Genomic DNA, 18,873 nt, shown 5'->3' on the forward strand with positions numbered 1-18,873 from the left:
ATTTTTTAACTCCAATTACAATTAAATATAAGACCAAATAAACAATATATCTAGTCAAATTTCCTTGTCTGGACGACGGTGTATTCATGTCTTTTCCCCTTTATATCAATTACTTTCAATTATAGCAAAGTATTTACTATTAGTTATACTTCAGGAAAAATATATACTTATTGACAGCGCTTACGTTGATGATTAACATGAAAGATAAGATAAAAAGAGAGGTAATACTAATGAACTTAATCGCAATTGATATTGGTGGCACAACTATTAAAATCGCTACTTGGATAAATCAAAAATTGAAAATGATATTTACCATTGATACACCAGATAATTTAGAGACTTTTTATGAGGAATTGACTGATGCAGTTAATGAGATAAAAGCCGATCATAAAATTGATGGTGTAGCAATTTCTTCTCCTGGTGCTGTTAATAAAGCTACTGGAGTAATTGAAGGAGCAAGTGCCCTACCTTATATTCATAACTTTAAAATTGTACCTGAATTAGAAAAAAGATTTGGTCTACCAGTAAGTATCGAAAATGATGCAAATTGTGCAGCTCTTGCCGAAATAGCTGACGGAGCAGCTAAAGGATGCAAGAGCATGGCATTTTTAGTTATTGGTACCGGTGTTGGCGGAAGTATCATTATTAACAATCAAATTTGGCATGGTGCTCATCTCTACGGTGGTGAATTTGGTTTTATGATTATTGATGGTAAGCAGTTAAGCGATCTAGCTTCACCTGTTGTCATGGCTAAGCGTTATAATAAAAAAACTGGAAAAGATTTTGATGGTAAGACCGTTTTTGAGCTTGCTGACACTGATGATCCGATTGCTCAAGAAGAACGTGAAAAGTTCCTCCATGCTCTTGCTGTTGCAATTTTTAATATTCAACATAGTTTTGATCCTGAAAAAATTATTATTGGTGGTGGAATTTCACAAAATCCCGAATTAGTTCCACTACTTGATGATGAGATTGCCAAATTAAGAAATAAGATCAAAGTTACGACAATTAAACCAATTTTGGATATTTGTACGTTAAAAAATGAAGCAAATTTGCGTGGAGCGGTTGCAGATTTTGAAAAAGAGCATTAAATTTTATATAGACACTTTTTTATTATTAAATAAATGTGTTTGAAAGCATCATGAAAAAGGACTGAGGAAACTATCTCAGTCCTTTTTTGTTATCTAATTAAACAAAAGTATATATTTTTAAATTAAAGCGCTTTACTTTTATTATAAATAAGCTTATATTTATACATGTAAAATATGTAAGCGATTGCAAAGAAGGAATATTATGAATAAGCACAAAATGCCTAAAGACTTCTTCTGGGGCAATTCAGTTTCAAGTATGCAAACTGAAGGTGCCTGGGATGAAGACGGTAAAGGCTTATCAGTTTACGATGTACGACCTGCTACAGAAAATACTACAGACTGGCACACCGCGATTGATGAATACCATCGTTATGATGAGGATTTAGACCTAATGAAAGAAATGAATATGAATATGTATCGTATTCAAATTTCATGGTCAAGAGTTTGTCCTGAAGGAGACGGTGATTTTAATCCTAAGGGAATTGAATTTTACGACAAATTAGTAAATGCCATGCTTGATCGCGGAATCGAGCCAATGATTTGTCTTTATCACTTTGACATGCCCCTACACCTAGCTAAAGAATACAACGGTTTTATGTCACGGCATGTTGTTAATGCTTTTGTTAGATTCGGCAAAAAGATGATTGATCATTTTTCAGATCGGGTTAAATACTGGATTGTTTTCAATGAACATAATCTTTACTTCCAAGACGAAGTATTTAATATCTCTGGTTACGAAAAAGGTGACAAAACTTTAGATGATATATATACCATCTTTCACCACACCATGATCAGTCATATTCGATTAGCTAATTACATCCATGAAAAATATGATGATGTTAAAATTGGCGGAATGCTTGCCTTCCAACAAATTTATCCTGAAACTTCGAAGTCTACAGATGTTTGGGCAGCAAAACAAATTCAAGGATTTTTGAACTTCAATATTTATGATGCAGATACGGGCCGCGGTTATTCACCGGAAGTACTGCAATATGCTAAAGACCACAATATTAATTGGGATATAACTGAAGATGATAAAGAAGAAATGAAAAAAGCAAAGGCTGACTTTTTAGCTTTTAGTTACTATTCTTCTTGGACAGTTTCAGCTGATAAAATTCCTGCCGACGTTGCTCCTAACCGTTACATGAATTATGGCGGTGTAGAAAACAAGTATCTCAAGACAAATGCTTGGGGCTGGACTATTGATCCACTTGGTTTTAGAAACGCCCTTACCACTATGTACAACCATTACAAGATTCCAGTCTTCCCAATTGAAAACGGAATCGGCATAAAAGAAACTTGGGATGGTAAACATATGATCGAAGATGATGAACGTATTGCTTACCACGAAGAACATATTAAGGCTATGAAAGATGCAATGTTCTTAGAAGGAGCTAAAGTTTTAGGTTATTTAGGTTGGGGATTAATCGATATTCCAAGTTCACATGCTGACATGGAAAAGCGTTACGGTGCTGTTTATGTTAACCGTTCAAATCATGACTTAAAAGATTTAAAACGTGTTCCAAAGAAATCATTTTATTGGTTCCAAAAAGTATTAAAAGATAATGGAGACGAAATATAATGAGCGAACAAAAACAATCGGGCTTTAGTATGTTTGTTAATAAACACATACTGCCTCCAGTAATGAAATTTGTTAATACTAAGGCTATTCAAGCCTTACAAAATGGTATGATTTATACTTTACCATTTATTCTTATTGGATCTATTTTCTTAATTTTAGGAAATATTCCTATTCCAGCTGTAGCTAATGCAATTAATGCTTCTGGTTGGGGAGCATTCTTCAACCAAGCCTACACTACTACTTTCAGTATCATGGCTATGTGGGCATCAGTTGGTATTGCCTATATTTATGTTAAAAATGAAGGCTACGAACCATTAGCACCTGGTCTTACTTCATTAGCTGCTTTCTTAATGCTTCAAACTTTAACTATTGACAGCCCATTAAAGAATGCCATGGCTAAAGGTATTGACGGTGGAATGATTGCAAAAGCAGTAACTGAAAATATTGATAAGTTACCACACGCTTTACAAACATTCCTAGAATCACCAGTTACAGGTGTCTTCAACATTACCTGGCTTGGTGGCGACGGAATGATCGCCGCAATCATTGTCGGTTTATTAGTTGGTTGGATTTACTCCGCTATCATGAAAAAAGGCTGGACTATTAAGTTACCTGAACAAGTTCCCGCTGCTGTTTCTAACCAATTTACTGCCATGATTCCATCAGGAATTATCTTAATTGGTACTATGCTTATTTACGCAGGCTTTAAGTTAACTACTGGTTCAGACTTCCTACAATGGACCTACCAAACTCTTCAAATTCCACTTCAAGGCATCTCTGATTCACTTGGCGGTGCTATCGCCATTGGATTCTTAGTACCATTCTTCTGGTTCTTCGGTGTTCACGGCGGTTTAATTGTTGGTTCTCTTGCTGGCCCTATGCTTCAGGCTAACTCTTTTGATAATGCTCAATTATACAAAGCCGGTAAATTGACTATTGCCAACGGTGCTCACGTTGTTACTAACGAATTCTACAACAACTTTATTAACTTAACTGGTTCAGGTATCACTATTGGTTTAATTATCTTTATTTTAATTGCTGCCAAATCAGCACAATTACGTTCAATCGGTAAAGTTGAGTTAGTTCCTGGTATCTTTAATATTAATGAACCATTCCTATTTGGTTTACCTATTGTTATGAACCCATTCTTGGCAATTCCGTTCTTCTTAACCCCCGTTGTAGTAGCTATCTCAACTTACTTCGTAATTAGAACTGGTATTATTCCTCCTCTTAATGGTTTTGCTTGTCCATGGACAATGCCAGCTGTTATCTCCGGTTTCCTAATTGGTGGCTGGAAGATGGCTATTTGGCAAGCATGTACACTGGTTATTTCAACTTTGATCTACTGGCCATTTGCTAAAAAGTACGACAAGATCTTAGTCAAAAGAGAAGCTGCAGCGCTTAAAAAAGACGAAGCTGAAGGTAAATAATTTTTTTAGATATTAATTAACACTTATGATTAAAATCATGCTATAATGTAAATGCTTTCAATAATGAAAGTGCATACATTTAATTTATAGATCAACACTCAAACATTGAAAAAACACTTAATTAGATTTACAAAGGAGATAATTATTATGGCAGATAAAACTATTATGTTAGCTTGTTCAGCAGGTATGTCCACTTCACTTTTAGTATCAAAGATGCAAAACGCAGCTAAAGAAAAAGGTAAAGACTACAAGATCTTTGCTACTGCAGCATCAGGTATTCAAGATGAAATTGATAAGGAACACCCAGACGTATTAATGCTTGGACCTCAAGTTCAATACATGGAAGACAGTGTTAAAAAGATTACTGATGAAGCAGGCATCCCATTAGCAGTTATTAACATGCAAGACTACGGTATGATGAATGGTGAGCATGTTCTTGAAACTGCTCAAGAATTAATGGGCGACAAATAGTCAATGAATGACAAAGTAAAAATTGTTAATGAATTTGATCGCAACGGTCATCACTTTAAAATTGGTGTCAGCGCAGATAGACAAGTTTCTATTTATTTAGATAATGAAACTAAAGCTCATCATGGCTATCATTTTCCAGGTATTATCCAAGTCCCTAAAGGTCTTGAGATAGACGGACAAATGATGCTGCAACTACCAATTGATTGTGATTCAGTAATTGATCAAGGAATTCAAGAATTAAAACAAAAATAATTTATGGGAGATGCTTGCTGACATAGTAAAATAAATAATTGTCAGGAGCATCTTTTATTTTAAAAATACTATCTAGGAGAATTAAATTATGGCACAAGAAAATAGCGATAATATGCAAGTTGTAATGGGAATTATTATGCAAGCCGGTAATGCAAAAGCTGCTGCTATGCAAGCCATCCAAGCTGCTAAAAAAGGCGACTTTGAAAAGGCTGATGAATTTATTAAGCAAGCAAACGAAGGCTTAGTAAATGCCCACAATGTTCAAACCGATATGTTAACCCAAGAAGCACAAGGTAACCATGTAAAAGTTGACCTTTACATGGTTCATGCTCAAGACCACTTAATGACTGCTATTACTTTTATTGATTTAGCTAAAGAAGTAGTAGCCGTTTACAAAAAAATGGCTGAAAAGTAATGACTGCTGAAGCAAAGTACTTAAAAGTTGCTCGAATTCTACAAAAAAGAATTGAAGATGGGATCTATAAACCTCAAACTCCCCTTCCTGACCAAAAAACACTTGCAGAAGAATTACACGTAAGCCGTTTAACTGTTAAGAAGGCCTTAGATGGTCTACAAAGAAAAGGACTAGTCTATAAAGAATCAGGTCTTGGTACCTTTGTCTTAGGACCAGTTCCAATTCAGGATAAATTTGATTCACCAGCGAATGCTTTTAGCGGCCTAGCTAATCTACTAGGATCTGATGAGGTCACTAGCGATATCATTGAATTTAATGTTGAATTTCCAAATGAGGATATCCAACATTACTTAAAATTAAAATCTAGCGATCCAGTTTACAATATTCGGCGCCTAAGACGTCTTGAAGGTAAGCCTCTGATTCTTGAACATACCTTTATGCCAGTTAACTTGGTTCCAGATCTAAATGAAGATGTCTTACATAATTCTATCTATAACTATCTTCACCATAATCTAAAACTTAAGTTTGGGGTTGCCTATCGTAAAATCAAAGCTGCTAAAGCTGATGACTGGGATCAACAATATCTTCAAGCTAAAAAAGACGATCCAATCTTAGAGCTTGAGCAAATCGTGTGGTTAAACAATGGTCAACCAGTTGAATATTCAACAAGCCGTAATCGCTACGATGAACGAAATTATGTCGTTTTAGAGACAAATAGCTTTTAAGTAAAAGTTCTAGAGCAATTCTAGAACTTTTTTTATAAATTTAAACAAATTAAGAAAGGAAAAAATATGACTAAAACCTATTCAATGCCAAAGGATTTTTACTGGGGCGGCGCTAGTGCTGCAAATCAATATGAAGGTGGCTATAAAGACGGTGGAAAAGGATTAAATGCCGTTGATGTACTAACAAATGGTTCTGCTAATGAACCAAGAAAAGTCACCTGGAAAACTGCTGATGGTAAAACTGGATCTACTCCAATGGTTTGGGGAAAAGAGTTTAAACTTCCCGAAGGAGCAAAACCAGCTCCTTTAGCTGATTATTACTATCCAAGCCATGAGGGAACAGACTTCTATCACCACTATAAAGAAGATATTAAATATATGGCTGACATGGGATTTAACATGTTCCGCTTATCATTAAATTGGTCACGTATCTTACCAAGTGGCGACGATGACGAACCAAATAAAGAAGGATTAGCCTTCTACGATAAGGTCTTGGATGAATGCGCTAAATATGGCATTGAACCTTTAGTAACTCTCTCCCACTATGAAACCCCTTTATCTTTAGTTAATCGTTTTGGTGGCTGGAAAGACCGAAAAATGATTGACATTTTTGTTCACTATGCTGATACTGTAATGAATCACTACAAAGGAAAAGTGAAATATTGGCTAACCTTTAACGAAATTAACGCTATGGACATGGCGCCTTATATGGGCGGCGGATTAATTGATGGCAGTGAACAAAATCGTGCTCAAGGGGCTCATAATCAATTTGTAGTAAGTAGCAAAGTAGTTGAGCTAGCTCATGAAATCGATAAAAACAATCAAGTAGGTCAAATGCTTGCCTACTCTGCTTACTATCCTTATACTGCTGATCCAGCTGATCAAATTTTAGTTATGAAAGCTAAACAAGAGATGCTCTTCTACTCAGATGTTCAAACTGGAGGTCGTTATCCTGAATATCGTTTAAAACAATATGAGCGTGATGGCATTAAACTTGATGACAAGCCAGAAGACTATGAGTTAATTAAAAACTATCCAGCAGACTTTCTCAGCTTTTCTTGCTACACTTCTAATGTTCTTACTATACATGAAGCGGATGCAAAAGCTAATGGTAATGTTTCTGCAGGCGGCGTTAAGAACCCTTATCTTGATTACAATGCCTGGGGATGGGCAACTGACCCAGATGTATTACGAATTGCCTTAAATGACCTTTGGGATCGATACCATAAGCCTCTCTTTATCGTTGAAAATGGTCTTGGCTGGAGTGATGAATTAACTGAAGATCATAAAATTCATGATAACTATCGAATTGATTATCTTCGTGCCCAAATCAAATCAATGGAAGAAGCAGTTAATGAAGATGGTATTCCTTTGATGGGTTATACTATGTGGTCAGCTATAGACTTAGTCTCAAATGGTACTGGTGAAATGAAGAAGCGCTATGGCTTTGTTTACGTCGATCGTGATGACAAAGGAAATGGATCTTTAAAGAGATATCCTAAGGATTCCTTTAACTGGTATAAAAAAGTCATTGCATCCCACGGAAAAGATTTAGACTAAATATAAAATAGAACCTAGCATTTCTAGGCTCTATTTTTTTGACAAGATAGATGGACACCTTACTTAAGCAATCAAAAAAGCTCGTGGTAATAACTTACTCGTTAAAATTGGTTACTATTTAACTGATACACCTCAAGGTTGTCAGATTATTTTTAAAGAAGGTGTTCTCAGTTATGATGAAAAGAAACATTCTAATATCGGTACTTGGTTTTATAACTGGCAGTTAAAGCAAGGCGCAAAAAACAATTAAAACAAATGAAAAATAATGTTTTAGGCTATACAAAATAAAAATAGTCCTAGTCTCAAATAATTTATATTTTGAGCCTAGGACTATTTTTTAAATAATGTCATCAGAACTTTGATCATAGAATTTAGAATTTTGATAGTTGTATACCAATTTAGAACTATTAAATGATGTGCCATTGGCTAAATAGAAAGTATCATAAACTTCTAAACAGGGATCTCCTTCTTCTAATTCTAAATATTTTGCTTCGTCTGCTCTTAACTTTCTAACGCGCATATATTTATCAGAGAAACGAATCTCTTTCTTTAGACCATCTTTGATATAGTCAAAAATCGATCCTTCAGCAATTTCCTTACTCATAAAAGGAATAATGCTCTTAGGATAGTATGATTCTTCTAAAACAAACGGCTTACCTTCTTGTTTGCGCAATCTTTTTATAAAGTAACATACTTCATCAGAATGCAGATAGTCACATAAAGGTTTAGGGGGCCTTCTCTCAGCAAACTCAATTACTTCAGTCGTAGGATCTTTTAAAACATGGGCAAAGCCGGCGTTATCAGTAAGTGACATATAGCCATCTCGCCCTGTAGGTCTAACAAAAACACCAGAACCTTGAACTTTATAAACTATTCCTCGTTGAGTTAACAAAGTAATCGCCTGTAAAATAGTAGATTTACCAACTTGATATTCTTTCATCAATTCGGTAATTGTTGGTAATTTATCTCCATGATGAAGTTTATTTTTAGTGATGTAAGCTTTTATTTTATCCGCAACTAATTCATATTTTTTCATTACTATGTCCTTAAAATAAAAATCTTCATAGTTATATTTTAAACTACGAAGATTTTGAAAGTCTATACTTTTTAATTAAGCTTTAGTAGCATCTGCCTGTTCTTTCTTAAGCAATTCGTTGTCATAGTGCTTAATAAATGGATACCAAATCAAGAAAGCAATTATGGCATTGACCAAGGCCAAAACGAAACCTTGCCAACTAGCAGTAGCCATCATACCACCAAGACCTACAGGAATTGGCCATGGTTATTGAACAATGATCTTAGGAACTAAATGAGTTGCAATTGCAGCGTAGGCAGTCATTGAACATACCATTGGAGCAGCTAAGAATGGAATAAACAATTTAATGTTATAAACGATTGGCAAACCAAATAGTAAAGGTTCGTTAATGTTAAATACAGCAGGAACAGCTTCAAGTTTACCAAGTTCTCGTAATTGCTTTGATCTAGCAGCAAATGCCATCCAAAGAGCCATACCAAGGGTAGCACCAGAACCACCCATAATTACAAAGGCATTTGAGAATTCACCAGCAAACACATAGTGAGCACCAGCAGCGTTAGCAGCCATATTTGATAAAACAATTGCTTGGTAGAAACTTGAAATAATGGTTGCATCGTGAATACCAAACCACCATAAGAAGTGGATGAGGAAGAATATAATTAATACTCCCCACCAAGTATTAGCAATGTTTGAAACAAATGAGAATGGGATAAAGAGTAATTGGAAAATATCTGTACCAAGTACAATTAAAATCACATCAATTACTGCAATAACGATTGCAATAACAAAACCAGGAATTAAAGCAGTAAATGAATTAGCAACACCAGATGGAACAGATGCAGGCATCTTAATACGCCAATTATGTTTAATACAGAAGCGATAAATTTGAACAGTTAACCAAGCAACGATCAAACCAGTAAAAATACCAGTCGCACCAATTCTTGTTAAACCTGATCCAGAGATACCATAACCTCCAGCAACAACATTATCTTTCTTTAAGATATTAACAAAAATAGTATTGCCGCCCTTCCAAACTAATTGTGGAACGGTAATGAATAGGCCCATTAAAGTTAAGAAAACAGCGTTTAATGGATCAAGCAATAAGTTTTCTTCTTTGCGATAAATATCAGCATAGTTATAAGCGAATGACCCAGCAAAGTATATCGCAATAATACCCATTGTGGCATTGTAAATAACAGTATAAATATTGTTAAAACGTCCAAATGTATTGTTATAAAAATCTACAAATCCTTTAGCAGTAATAACTTGTGTTAAAACTGTTAGAACCAAAAACATAGATCCAATGATAGAAAAGGCAATAATGGAATAACCTGCCCCCCATAATTGCACGTACAAAACGTGAACCTGAGAACTTACCTAAAGCCTTCATCATTTTATCTTTAAACGATGGTTGCGCAGTGTCAGACATAGTACATCCCCCTCAATTTGTCCTACTGTCTATTACTTTCAAATGTCTTAATTGCTCCTGCGTATTTGTCGCGACCATTTTGAATGTTGCTAATTCTTCTTAAGATTAAGATGGATCCTAATATTCCAATAATTAAAATTGTAAAGATCACATTTGCGACATCAATTGTAGCCATAAAAGGAAATACAGTCTTTCCAAACGGTAAATAGCAACTGATAGCAAAGATTACATTTGCAACTAGCTGCAGTTGATAATACAGTTTTGTAAATTTCAAGTCAGTATTTCTGACATTCCACTTACTTACCTGCTCTACTGAAGCTATTAATAATAAAACAAATAATAATCCCGAAATTATCGAAGCAACAATATCGTGGTAGCAAATTGCAAAAACTAACCAAAAGAGATTAGTGAATAAGAACGCCGCAGAAAAATAACGAATCATTAAATAGCGGCTAAAATTTATAGATCTCACACTCATGTCATGTTTCTTTTGTTCTAAACTCTGATCTTTTTTAGTCATTATTGTATCTGCCCTTTCAATATTGTTCCTGAACAATTCAGACAACACCTGTATAATACTCCAAAATGAAACCGTTTGCAATAATTATTACTGTTTTCTTATAAAAAATAAAATTCTATACTTTTAAGCTTTACAATCAAGTTTTTAATTTGTAGAATGAATTCCGAAAACGCTTACTTCAGAAAGGACGTATTTGAATATGACTGGATATACTATGCCTAAGGGCTTTTTATGGGGCGGCGCTGTTGCTGCCCACCAACTTGAAGGTGCATGGGATGAAGATGGAAAGGGAATGTCTGTAGCGGATGTTATGACAGTAGGATCAGCTACTAAGCCACGTGAAATTACTGATGGCGTTATTCCTGGTAAAAACTATCCTAATCATGAGGCCATTGATTTTTACCATCACTACAAGGGTGATATTAAGTTAATGGCTGAAATGGGCTTTAAAGCTTTTCGCACTTCAATAGCTTGGACTAGGATTTTTCCTAAAGGCGATGAGGAAGAACCTAATGAAGCAGGCCTTAAGTTCTACGATGACTTATTTGATGAATGTCATAAGTATGGAATTGAACCTGTAATTACCCTTTCTCACTTTGAAATTCCTTATCACTTAGTCAAAGAATATGGTGGTTTTACTAACCGTAAATTAATTGATTACTTTGTTCGCTTTGCTCGAGTTTGCTTTAAGCGCTATAAAAATAAAGTTAAGTATTGGATGACTTTCAACGAAATTGATAATCAATCTAGTTTTAACAATGACTTCTTAATGGCCACTAACTCTGGTATCTTGTTTAAGAATGGAATGGGCGATAAAGAAAAAGAAGCTGCTATGTATCAAGCTGCCCACTATGAATTAGTTGCTTCTGCTTTAGCAGTTAAAGAAGGCCATAAGATTAATCCAGACTTCCAAATTGGTTGTATGATTAACTACTCACCTGTTCGTCCTTTAACTCCATCATCAGATGATGTTTTACTCGCTGACAAATTTGAACAAAGACGTGACTTCTTCTCCGATGTGCACGTTAACGGTGAATATCCAAATGCTGTTGAAGATTACATTGAAAGAAATGGCTACCGTCCAGATATCACTGAAGAAGATAAAATTGCCTTAAAAGAAGGTACAGTAGACTACGTTGGCTTCTCCTACTATCAATCCACTACTGTTTCAAGTAAGAAGGTTAAACCAGATGAATTAACTGACTTACAAGAAGCGATCGTAGAAAACCCTACTTTAGAGCGTAGTGACTGGGGTTGGGAAATTGATCCAGAAGGTTTGAGAATCTCTCTTAACCACTTAACTGACCGTTACCACAAGCCACTATTTATCGTTGAAAATGGTCTTGGTGCTTACGACAAGCGCGAAGCTGACGGTTCAGTTCACGATCCATACCGAATCGATTACTTGAGAAAACACATTGAACAAATGGAAAAGGCCGTTGTGTTAGATGGTGTTGACTTGATGGGTTATCTTCCTTGGGGATGCATCGACTTAGTTTCAGCTGGAACGGGTCAAATGGACAAGCGTTATGGCTTCATCTATGTTGACAAGAATGACAAGGGGGAAGGAACGCTAGAACGCTCAAAGAAGGATTCATTTAACTGGTATAAGAAAGTTATTGAATCTAATGGTAAAGACTTAGACTAATTATTAGCACCACTCTAATTAGAGTGCTAAATATTTTACTTTCCCTACGGACCTACTACAATAGAGATTGTAGAGAGCGTAATGGAAGGAAGTTTTATTATGGCAAACGAAATAATGAAAAATCGTAACAACGATAATATGATGGATCAATTGAGTGATTGGTTTAGTTTTCCAAAAGACTTTTTTGACGACAGTTCCATCAAGAACATTATGCAATCTGATGTAGCAGAAACTGATAAGGACTATATTGTTAAAGTTGACATGCCAGGAATGGATAAGAAAGACATTAAAGTTTCATATAAAGATGGTGTTCTAAACGTTTCAGGTAGCCGGGATTCATTCGATAACTTAGACAATAACAATGGTAACGTTCTTCACCGTGAAAGAAGCGTTGGTCATATTCAAAGAAGTTATCGTATTCCTGATGTTGACTCTAAAGACATTTCTGCAAAAGACGTCAATGGCGTTTTAACCATTACCCTACCAAAACTAACCGAAGAAGATAAGGAAAATACAATTAATATTGAATAAATATTTAGATTAAGAAAAAGACATCCCGCATAAGCGAGATGTCTTTTAATCTACATCAATAATTTTAACATTGTAGTTTCCAGCTGGCGCTTCAACAGTTACTGTTGCACCAGCTTTTTGTTTCATTAAGGCTTGCCCTAAAGGCGAATCAAAGGAAATCTTTCCCTTAGCTAAATTTGCTTCCATTCTACCAACAATCCGATACTTTTCAGCTTCATCGTCACCATCAAAAAGTAAAGTAACATTTGATCCTAAATCAATAGTTCCACTTTCATCTTTTTGAATAATTTCTGAATATCTTAATTGCTTATCTAAATAGCGTAAGCGACTTTGTAAATGCCCTAATTCCATCTTAGCTGTAGTATATTCAGAATTTTCTGATAAGTCTCCCATACTACGAGCTTCTTGTAAGATTCTAATTCTCCGGGGCCGATCTTTCTTTAAACGAGCTATCTCGTCTTTAATTTCTTGATAGCCTTCGGGCGTCATTTTCTGATAATAAACCATTATTTAACCTTAACATCGTTTCCAGTAATAACATCTTGCTTGTAAAGCTCACCATTCTTTACAGAATAATGACCAACAATTGTTCCAGTTGACTTCTCAGCTAAAGAATATTGTCCATTACCACCATCAATTAACGTAAAATTATCTGGTCCATAGCTACTTGAATATCCATTTTCTTTAATAGTATTAGAAACCATCTTGTTAAACATGGTATCTGAAGAGTTATTAGCTGATGCAGTACTTTGACCACTATTATTTTGAGTATTAGATGCTGAAGAATTTGATGATCCTTTTGAATTATTTGATTTTTCTGATTCATTTGAATTAGAAGACGTAGTCGAGTTAGCTGATCCATTCTGGCTAGCTTTCTCACTAGTACTACTCTTGGAACTTTCACTGCTCTTATCAGTCTTTTTATCTGAGTTAGTAGTTTCTGAATTATCAGTATCTATATCAGTTTTATCTTTCTTAGTTGTACGTTTTTTAGCTTTGTGGCTCTTTTTATGGCTCGTATTAGTGCTTTTAGCTTCATTATTAGTGTTAGACTGGCTTGCGTTATTACTACAACCTACAGCTAAAAGCATTGTCATTAGGGTAATTCCTGATACAAAAATATTCTTTTTCATAGTTCTTTCCTCCGATATTGTTATCAATATTATACTTCAGAATCATCCCTTAAATACTCATGAAAGTCACTTTCATTCAATAAAATTAGTGTATTAACTTGTGATTTGCTGTATAGTAAATATAATGAAAAACATGATAAAAAAATTAAAGGAGTGTAATCTATGTCTCACGAATTAACCCTACAAGAAATTGATCAATTCCGTAGTGACTTTGATAATTCACGTAATCAAGTAGTTTCTCGCGCAGCAATGCGATCTGGTGTGTTAGAAGCTTCATTTAATCCAGCAGTTACTAACCGTCTAAACGATGTATTCTCTGTCGAAGTAGAAACTGATAATGTTACCAACCAAATGCAATCAGGTCGTTGCTGGTTATTTGCGACCTTAAATACTTTACGGCATGATTTTGGTAAAAAATATAAGGCTAAAAACTTTACCTTATCTCAAGCATATAACTTCTTCTGGGATAAGATTGAACGTGCTAATATTTTCTATGATGCAATTATTGATTCTGCAGATAAGCCATTAGATGATCGTACAGTTAAAGCATATATGAATTTTGCTGGTGCAGATGGTGGTCAATGGGCAATGGCTGCTTCCTTAGTAAAGAAATATGGTGTTGTCCCAACCAATGCAATGCCTGAAAGTTTCAATACTAACCACACTGCTGGTTTAGCAGATGCACTCGCTCGTAAAGAAAGAAAAGATGCTTTAGTTTTACGCAAATTAGTTCAAGAAGGTAAAACTGAAGAAGTCGAAAAGAAACGCAAAGAATTTCTAAGCGAAATCTACCGTATGACTGCAATTGCTGTCGGCGAACCTCCTAAGACTTTTGACTTAGAGTACCGCGATGATGAGAAAAAACTTCACTTGGATAAAAATTTAACTCCAGTTGAATTTTTCAATAAGTACTGGGATATTAATTTCAATGATTATGTTTGCTTAACTAATGCTCCAGATCATGAATATGGTAAACTTTACTCTCTTCCATTTGAAGACAATGTCAATGGTGGTATCCCTATTACTTTCTTAAATGTTCCAATCGAATACTTAAAAGACGCTGCTATTAAGCAATTAAAAGATGGTGAAAGTGTTTGGTTTGGTAATGATGTCTTGAAAGAAATGGATCGTAAGACTGGTTACCTAGATACTGAATTATACAAGACGGATGAATTATTTGATGTTGATACTTATATGACTAAGGCAGAAAGATTGGCTACTGGTGAAGGTGAAGTTAGCCACGCTATGACTTTAGTTGGTGTTGACTTAGATAAGGGTGAAATCCGCAAGTGGAAAGTTGAAAATTCATGGAGTGAAAAATCCGGTCGTAAGGGTTACTTCACAATGAGCGATAAGTGGTTCGATGAATTTGTTTATGAAGTAGTTGTTAGAAAAGAATTCTTAACTGACGATCAAAAGAAACTTGCTGAAAGCAAGCCAACTCCACTTCCTGCTTGGGATTCACTAGCTTAGTAAAAATAAAATATATATCAAAAAGAGATTTGTATCAATACAGGTACAAATCTCTTTTTCTTCAACTACACATTCCATTCATCCATAAATTCTTGAACAAACGCACGCATATATTCAGTTCTCCGATGTGCTTCTTTTTTAGCAGCAGGCGTATTCATTAGGTCTTCTAAATCAAATAACTTTTCATAAAAATGATTAATTGTGGTTTCTACATGGTTGCGATATTGATCATGACTTATTAGCTTCTCAGGCTTAATTTTAGGATCATAAATCTTATTTCCATGCTTACCACCATAAGTAAACGCTCTAGCAATTCCAATTGCACCTAAGCTTTCAATCCGATCAGCATCTTGCACATATTGTCCACTCCAAGGAAGTTGATAGTGGTGCTCAATATTAGCTGAAAAAGACATGTGTTGAATAGTAAACAAAATATCTTCTACTTCTAAAGAAGAAAAGCCAACATTAGGCAATAATGCCTTGATTTCTTTTATAACTTCATCAGGATTGTCACGAATCTTTTCATCGATCGTATCATGTAAATAACTTCCTGTCTGAATAATAGCTACTATTCTGCTGTCTTTATGTGCATCCGGATAATCACTTAGATACATCTTTGTAGCTAAATTTGCCACTCTTTGTCCATGGTAGTAATCATGTCCTGTTTTTTCACCTTTTAGGTGATCTTTAGTAAATTGCTTAACTAATTCAATGTTCATTGTCGATCCCCTAGACTAAGCCATTGAATCCCAGCAAGGAACAGGAGTTGCTTCGCCCTCAGCGATTTTCACTAGTTTCTCTGGTATGTATTGCTTCTTAACTACAACTTTAAATATGTATTCATCAAACCATTTATCATCCATGACAAAATAGCCTTTATCACCCACTTTTGTTCCCCATGAGTTTTCCACTTTCCATTGACGAGGTTTTCCATCAACTACATCTACACCCACAAAGGTCATTGCATGAGTTGAGCCACTAGCACCAGTCTGAAGACGTTCTTTTTTATTTAACTTAGTCTCAATACCAAAAATCGTATCAGTTTCATATAAATCAGCAGCTAAAATTCCTTTTTGACGATCACTTTGCTTGCCTACATCACAACCAAACCAGATTGTTTCTCCATCTTTTAGCTGCTTAATTGCGGCTTCCTTAAGATTTTCAATCTTTGTATTCAAAAATCTAACTGGGCTACCGCCTTCAACATTATCTTCAAATGGAAAAGCGTAAAGCTTATCATACTCATGATCTGGAGCGTTAAAGAGTACCACATAATCATCTAAGTCATCTTCAAAATAATTGTGGAAAAAGTCTAATGGAGTAATATTTTGGTCTAACTTGTAATTTCCATTATCATCTTTAAATTCTAGATCAAACTTTTGCACAGGCTGTCCAAAGGCAATTACAGCCATACGGTAAACTTCACTTAAATATTCTTGACGCTTTTGTTCAATTTCATCATTTTTACCGGCTTGGGCAAGTTTACGTAAAACTAATCCATCTTCACGTAATTTCATATTCAATGCTTGATTAAAAGCAGCTGTATTATTAGCCGTAAAACTTTCATCTTGTGCATAAGTTGGTACCAAGCCATATTTTCTAATTAATGAGATAGCCATGTGCCATTGTCCACCGTCGGTATCAGGGGCTTGTAAGTAAAAATGCACAGTACGATCATCCACAGGTTTATCCGCAGTTTCTAGAATATGATTAAAGAAAATATTCGCTCTTTCAATTCGATCCCAGAAGAAAAGGTAGCTTTGTGAAAAAGTAAAGTTCTTTGCATGATATTGCTTGGCAAACTTATGACGTAAAACATTCAAAGCCGCAAACAACCAACAACGACCTGATTGCTTTTGATCTGTCACATTATCAGTTGGAATTTCAATTGAGAAAGTTCGATTTAAATCACGGATACCTTCACCATTGAAACTTGCTTTCTGCACACCGTTATTCACAACAGCTAACTCAGCAATTTTATTTTGCTTATTTTGTTGATAATCTTGTTGAAATTTTGCAATTTCATCTAGCGTAAGTTCATGAGCCATATTAATTCTTCTTTCATAAATTATTTATACTATTTATAACAATTATAAAAAGGGATCGTCTTTTTGACCATCCCTAGAATTTTTTTGTTACTAAATTATTCACTAAGCCGTTTCCCAGATTTGAACTGGGGACCTCCTCCTTACCACGGCGGTGCTCTACCTCCTGAGCTAAAACGGCAGATATCAATTTAATTATAGCAAAAAGGACCAGGAACGTTTTTACATTCCTAGTCCTTAATTTTTATTTATTACTTAATTTTAACTAAAGTATACTTTCTCTTACCCTTACGGATAATTACATATTTTCCATCAAAATCACTGTCTGGTTCGATAATAAAATCAATATCATCTTGACGTTCGCCGTTTACGTAAATCGCACCATTCTTAACGTCTTCACGTGCTTGACGCTTAGAAGGTTCAATCTTAGTTTCAACCAAAAATTCTACAATATTCTTAGCCTCATGAGTTGCTTCAGCACTTGGAGCATTCTTCAATGCTTGTTCAATTTGAGGAACTGATAGACTCTTAACATTACCTGAGAATAATGCTTCAGTAATCATTTGAGCTTCTTTCAATCCTTCTTCACCATGAACAAACTTGGTAACTTCTTCTGCTAATCTCTTTTGAGCAGCACGTTTCCAAGGTTCTTTTTCAGTCTTTTCAGCCAAATCTTCAATTTCTTCACGACTAAGGAAAGTAAAGTACTTGAGGTACTTGACTACATCGCGGTCATCTTGATTAATCCAGAATTGGTAGAATTCGTAAGGACTAGTCTTTTCAGGATCAAGCCACACAGCTCCACCAGCAGACTTACCAAACTTGGTACCATCAGCCTTAAGCATTAAGGGAATAGTCAAACCAAATGCTGGACGATCTGAACCTTCAAGCTTGTGAATCAAGTCAATTCCGGCAGTAATGTTACCCCATTGGTCACTACCACCAATTTGCATTTGAACGCCATTATCTTTATTCAAGTGATAAAAATCAATAGCTTGCAAAATTTGGTAAGAAAATTCAGTAAATGAAATTCCGTTTTCGAGACGACTAGCAACAACATCCTTATTAATCATGTTGTTAACTTGGAAGAACTTACCGTAGTCACGCAAAAAATCAAGCAAATTCATCTTACCAAGCCATTCCGCATTGTTACGAATTTCAAAGTTTTCAGTTCCAAATAACTTCTTCATTTGAGCAGTTAACTTTTCTTCGTTGTGCTTAACTTGCTCAGCTGTTTGAAGAGTACGTTCAGTCTTTCGACCGGAGGGGTCTCCAATTGCACCAGTTCCGCCACCAATTAAAATTACCGGGTGATAACCTGCCATTTGGAATCTCTTCAAAATCATGAATGGAATAAGGTGACCAATGTGAAGCGAATCTCCAGTTGGGTCAGTTCCACAGTAAAGAGCCAAATCATCATGTTCTGCTAAGTACTTACGTAAACCTTCTTCATCGGTTTCTTGATTAATAGCTCCACGCCATTTTAAATCTTCTAAAATATCAAATTTTGCCATAAAATTTTCTCCTAACAA

At 35.2% G+C, this 18,873-nt stretch carries 18 protein-coding genes, 1 tRNA gene and 1 pseudogene; 11 read left to right on the forward strand and 9 right to left on the reverse strand.

Going from position 1 to position 18,873, the window contains the following annotated elements:
- Window positions 1–230 precede the first annotated feature (230 nt).
- The 8 genes from Q9R40_RS02125 to Q9R40_RS02160 all read left to right on the forward strand — a co-directional run bounded on the left by Q9R40_RS02125 (window position 231) and on the right by Q9R40_RS02160 (window position 7,526).
- On the forward strand, window positions 231–1,091 hold the full coding sequence (locus Q9R40_RS02125; RefSeq protein WP_297939039.1) for an ROK family protein: 861 nt from the start codon (window positions 231–233) through the stop codon (window positions 1,089–1,091).
- 202 nt (window positions 1,092–1,293) lie between these two features.
- Window positions 1,294–2,673, forward strand: coding sequence for a glycoside hydrolase family 1 protein (locus Q9R40_RS02130; RefSeq protein ID WP_304676120.1), 1,380 nt, complete (start codon window positions 1,294–1,296; stop codon window positions 2,671–2,673).
- Window positions 2,673–4,103, forward strand: a complete 1,431-nt coding sequence (locus tag Q9R40_RS02135) for a PTS sugar transporter subunit IIC (protein ID WP_304676121.1) — start codon at window positions 2,673–2,675, stop codon at window positions 4,101–4,103. The genes Q9R40_RS02130 and Q9R40_RS02135 overlap by 1 nt, the downstream gene beginning before the upstream one ends.
- 147 nt (window positions 4,104–4,250) lie before the next feature.
- Complete coding sequence (locus tag Q9R40_RS02140; RefSeq protein ID WP_004898688.1) at window positions 4,251–4,574, forward strand: PTS sugar transporter subunit IIB; 324 nt, start codon at window positions 4,251–4,253, stop codon at window positions 4,572–4,574.
- A 3-nt stretch (window positions 4,575–4,577) separates the two neighbouring features.
- On the forward strand, window positions 4,578–4,826 hold the full coding sequence (locus Q9R40_RS02145; RefSeq protein WP_297939029.1) for a hypothetical protein: 249 nt from the start codon (window positions 4,578–4,580) through the stop codon (window positions 4,824–4,826).
- Between the two features lie 88 nt (window positions 4,827–4,914).
- Window positions 4,915–5,241, forward strand: a complete 327-nt coding sequence (locus Q9R40_RS02150; RefSeq protein ID WP_004898685.1) for a PTS lactose/cellobiose transporter subunit IIA — start codon at window positions 4,915–4,917, stop codon at window positions 5,239–5,241.
- Window positions 5,241–5,966 carry a GntR family transcriptional regulator gene (locus Q9R40_RS02155; protein ID WP_297938993.1) on the forward strand — a complete coding sequence of 242 codons (726 nt, stop codon included), beginning with the start codon at window positions 5,241–5,243 and terminating at the stop codon, window positions 5,964–5,966. Before Q9R40_RS02150 ends, Q9R40_RS02155 begins: the two co-directional genes overlap by 1 nt.
- 66 nt (window positions 5,967–6,032) lie before the next feature.
- Window positions 6,033–7,526 (forward strand): glycoside hydrolase family 1 protein, encoded by a 1,494-nt coding sequence (locus tag Q9R40_RS02160; RefSeq protein ID WP_304676122.1) that lies wholly within the window; start codon window positions 6,033–6,035, stop codon window positions 7,524–7,526.
- A gap of 337 nt (window positions 7,527–7,863) precedes the next feature.
- Here Q9R40_RS02160 and Q9R40_RS02165 read toward each other — a convergent pair whose 3' ends face one another.
- The 3 genes and pseudogenes from Q9R40_RS02165 to Q9R40_RS02175 all read right to left on the reverse strand — a co-directional run bounded on the left by Q9R40_RS02165 (window position 7,864) and on the right by Q9R40_RS02175 (window position 10,511).
- Entirely contained in the window at window positions 7,864–8,562 is a 699-nt protein-coding gene (locus Q9R40_RS02165; protein ID WP_304676123.1) for a GntR family transcriptional regulator, read from the reverse strand.
- Between the two features lie 75 nt (window positions 8,563–8,637).
- Window positions 8,638–9,991, reverse strand: a pseudogene (celB, locus tag Q9R40_RS02170) (PTS cellobiose transporter subunit IIC).
- 22 nt (window positions 9,992–10,013) lie between these two features.
- On the reverse strand, window positions 10,014–10,511 hold the full coding sequence (locus Q9R40_RS02175; protein WP_304676124.1) for a PTS cellobiose transporter subunit IIA: 498 nt from the start codon (window positions 10,509–10,511) through the stop codon (window positions 10,014–10,016).
- 199 nt (window positions 10,512–10,710) lie between these two features.
- On the opposite strand from Q9R40_RS02175, the gene Q9R40_RS02180 reads away from it, so the two are divergent.
- Complete coding sequence (locus tag Q9R40_RS02180; protein ID WP_023599139.1) at window positions 10,711–12,159, forward strand: 6-phospho-beta-glucosidase; 1,449 nt, start codon at window positions 10,711–10,713, stop codon at window positions 12,157–12,159.
- A gap of 99 nt (window positions 12,160–12,258) precedes the next feature.
- Window positions 12,259–12,690 (forward strand): Hsp20/alpha crystallin family protein, encoded by a 432-nt coding sequence (locus tag Q9R40_RS02185; protein ID WP_297938975.1) that lies wholly within the window; start codon window positions 12,259–12,261, stop codon window positions 12,688–12,690.
- A gap of 45 nt (window positions 12,691–12,735) precedes the next feature.
- Here Q9R40_RS02185 and greA read toward each other — a convergent pair whose 3' ends face one another.
- Both greA and Q9R40_RS02195 read right to left on the reverse strand, forming a co-directional pair.
- Window positions 12,736–13,197, reverse strand: coding sequence for a transcription elongation factor GreA (gene greA, locus Q9R40_RS02190; RefSeq protein WP_304676125.1), 462 nt, complete (start codon window positions 13,195–13,197; stop codon window positions 12,736–12,738).
- Window positions 13,197–13,823 (reverse strand): hypothetical protein, encoded by a 627-nt coding sequence (locus Q9R40_RS02195; protein WP_304676126.1) that lies wholly within the window; start codon window positions 13,821–13,823, stop codon window positions 13,197–13,199. Before Q9R40_RS02195 ends, greA begins: the two co-directional genes overlap by 1 nt.
- A gap of 162 nt (window positions 13,824–13,985) precedes the next feature.
- Between Q9R40_RS02195 and Q9R40_RS02200 the strand changes: the two genes are divergently transcribed.
- Complete coding sequence (locus tag Q9R40_RS02200) at window positions 13,986–15,296, forward strand: C1 family peptidase (RefSeq protein WP_304676127.1); 1,311 nt, start codon at window positions 13,986–13,988, stop codon at window positions 15,294–15,296.
- A gap of 65 nt (window positions 15,297–15,361) precedes the next feature.
- Here Q9R40_RS02200 and Q9R40_RS02205 read toward each other — a convergent pair whose 3' ends face one another.
- The 4 genes from Q9R40_RS02205 to tyrS form a co-directional block, all read right to left on the reverse strand.
- The gene (locus Q9R40_RS02205; protein ID WP_300592214.1) at window positions 15,362–16,015 is read right to left on the reverse strand and encodes an HD domain-containing protein; all 654 of its coding nucleotides are present in this window, start codon (window positions 16,013–16,015) and stop codon (window positions 15,362–15,364) included.
- Window positions 16,016–16,030: 15 nt separating this feature from the next.
- Window positions 16,031–17,344, reverse strand: coding sequence for a C1 family peptidase (locus Q9R40_RS02210; protein ID WP_304676128.1), 1,314 nt, complete (start codon window positions 17,342–17,344; stop codon window positions 16,031–16,033).
- A 105-nt stretch (window positions 17,345–17,449) separates the two neighbouring features.
- Window positions 17,450–17,522, reverse strand: a tRNA-Thr gene (locus Q9R40_RS02215).
- Window positions 17,523–17,592: 70 nt separating this feature from the next.
- Window positions 17,593–18,855: a tyrosine--tRNA ligase gene (tyrS, locus tag Q9R40_RS02220; RefSeq protein ID WP_041818421.1), complete on the reverse strand. Its 1,263-nt coding sequence runs from the start codon at window positions 18,853–18,855 to the stop codon at window positions 17,593–17,595.
- Between the last annotated feature and the right edge of the window lie 18 nt (window positions 18,856–18,873).

It is taken from the genome of uncultured Lactobacillus sp., assembly GCF_948948975.1.
Lineage (GTDB): Bacteria > Bacillota > Bacilli > Lactobacillales > Lactobacillaceae > Lactobacillus.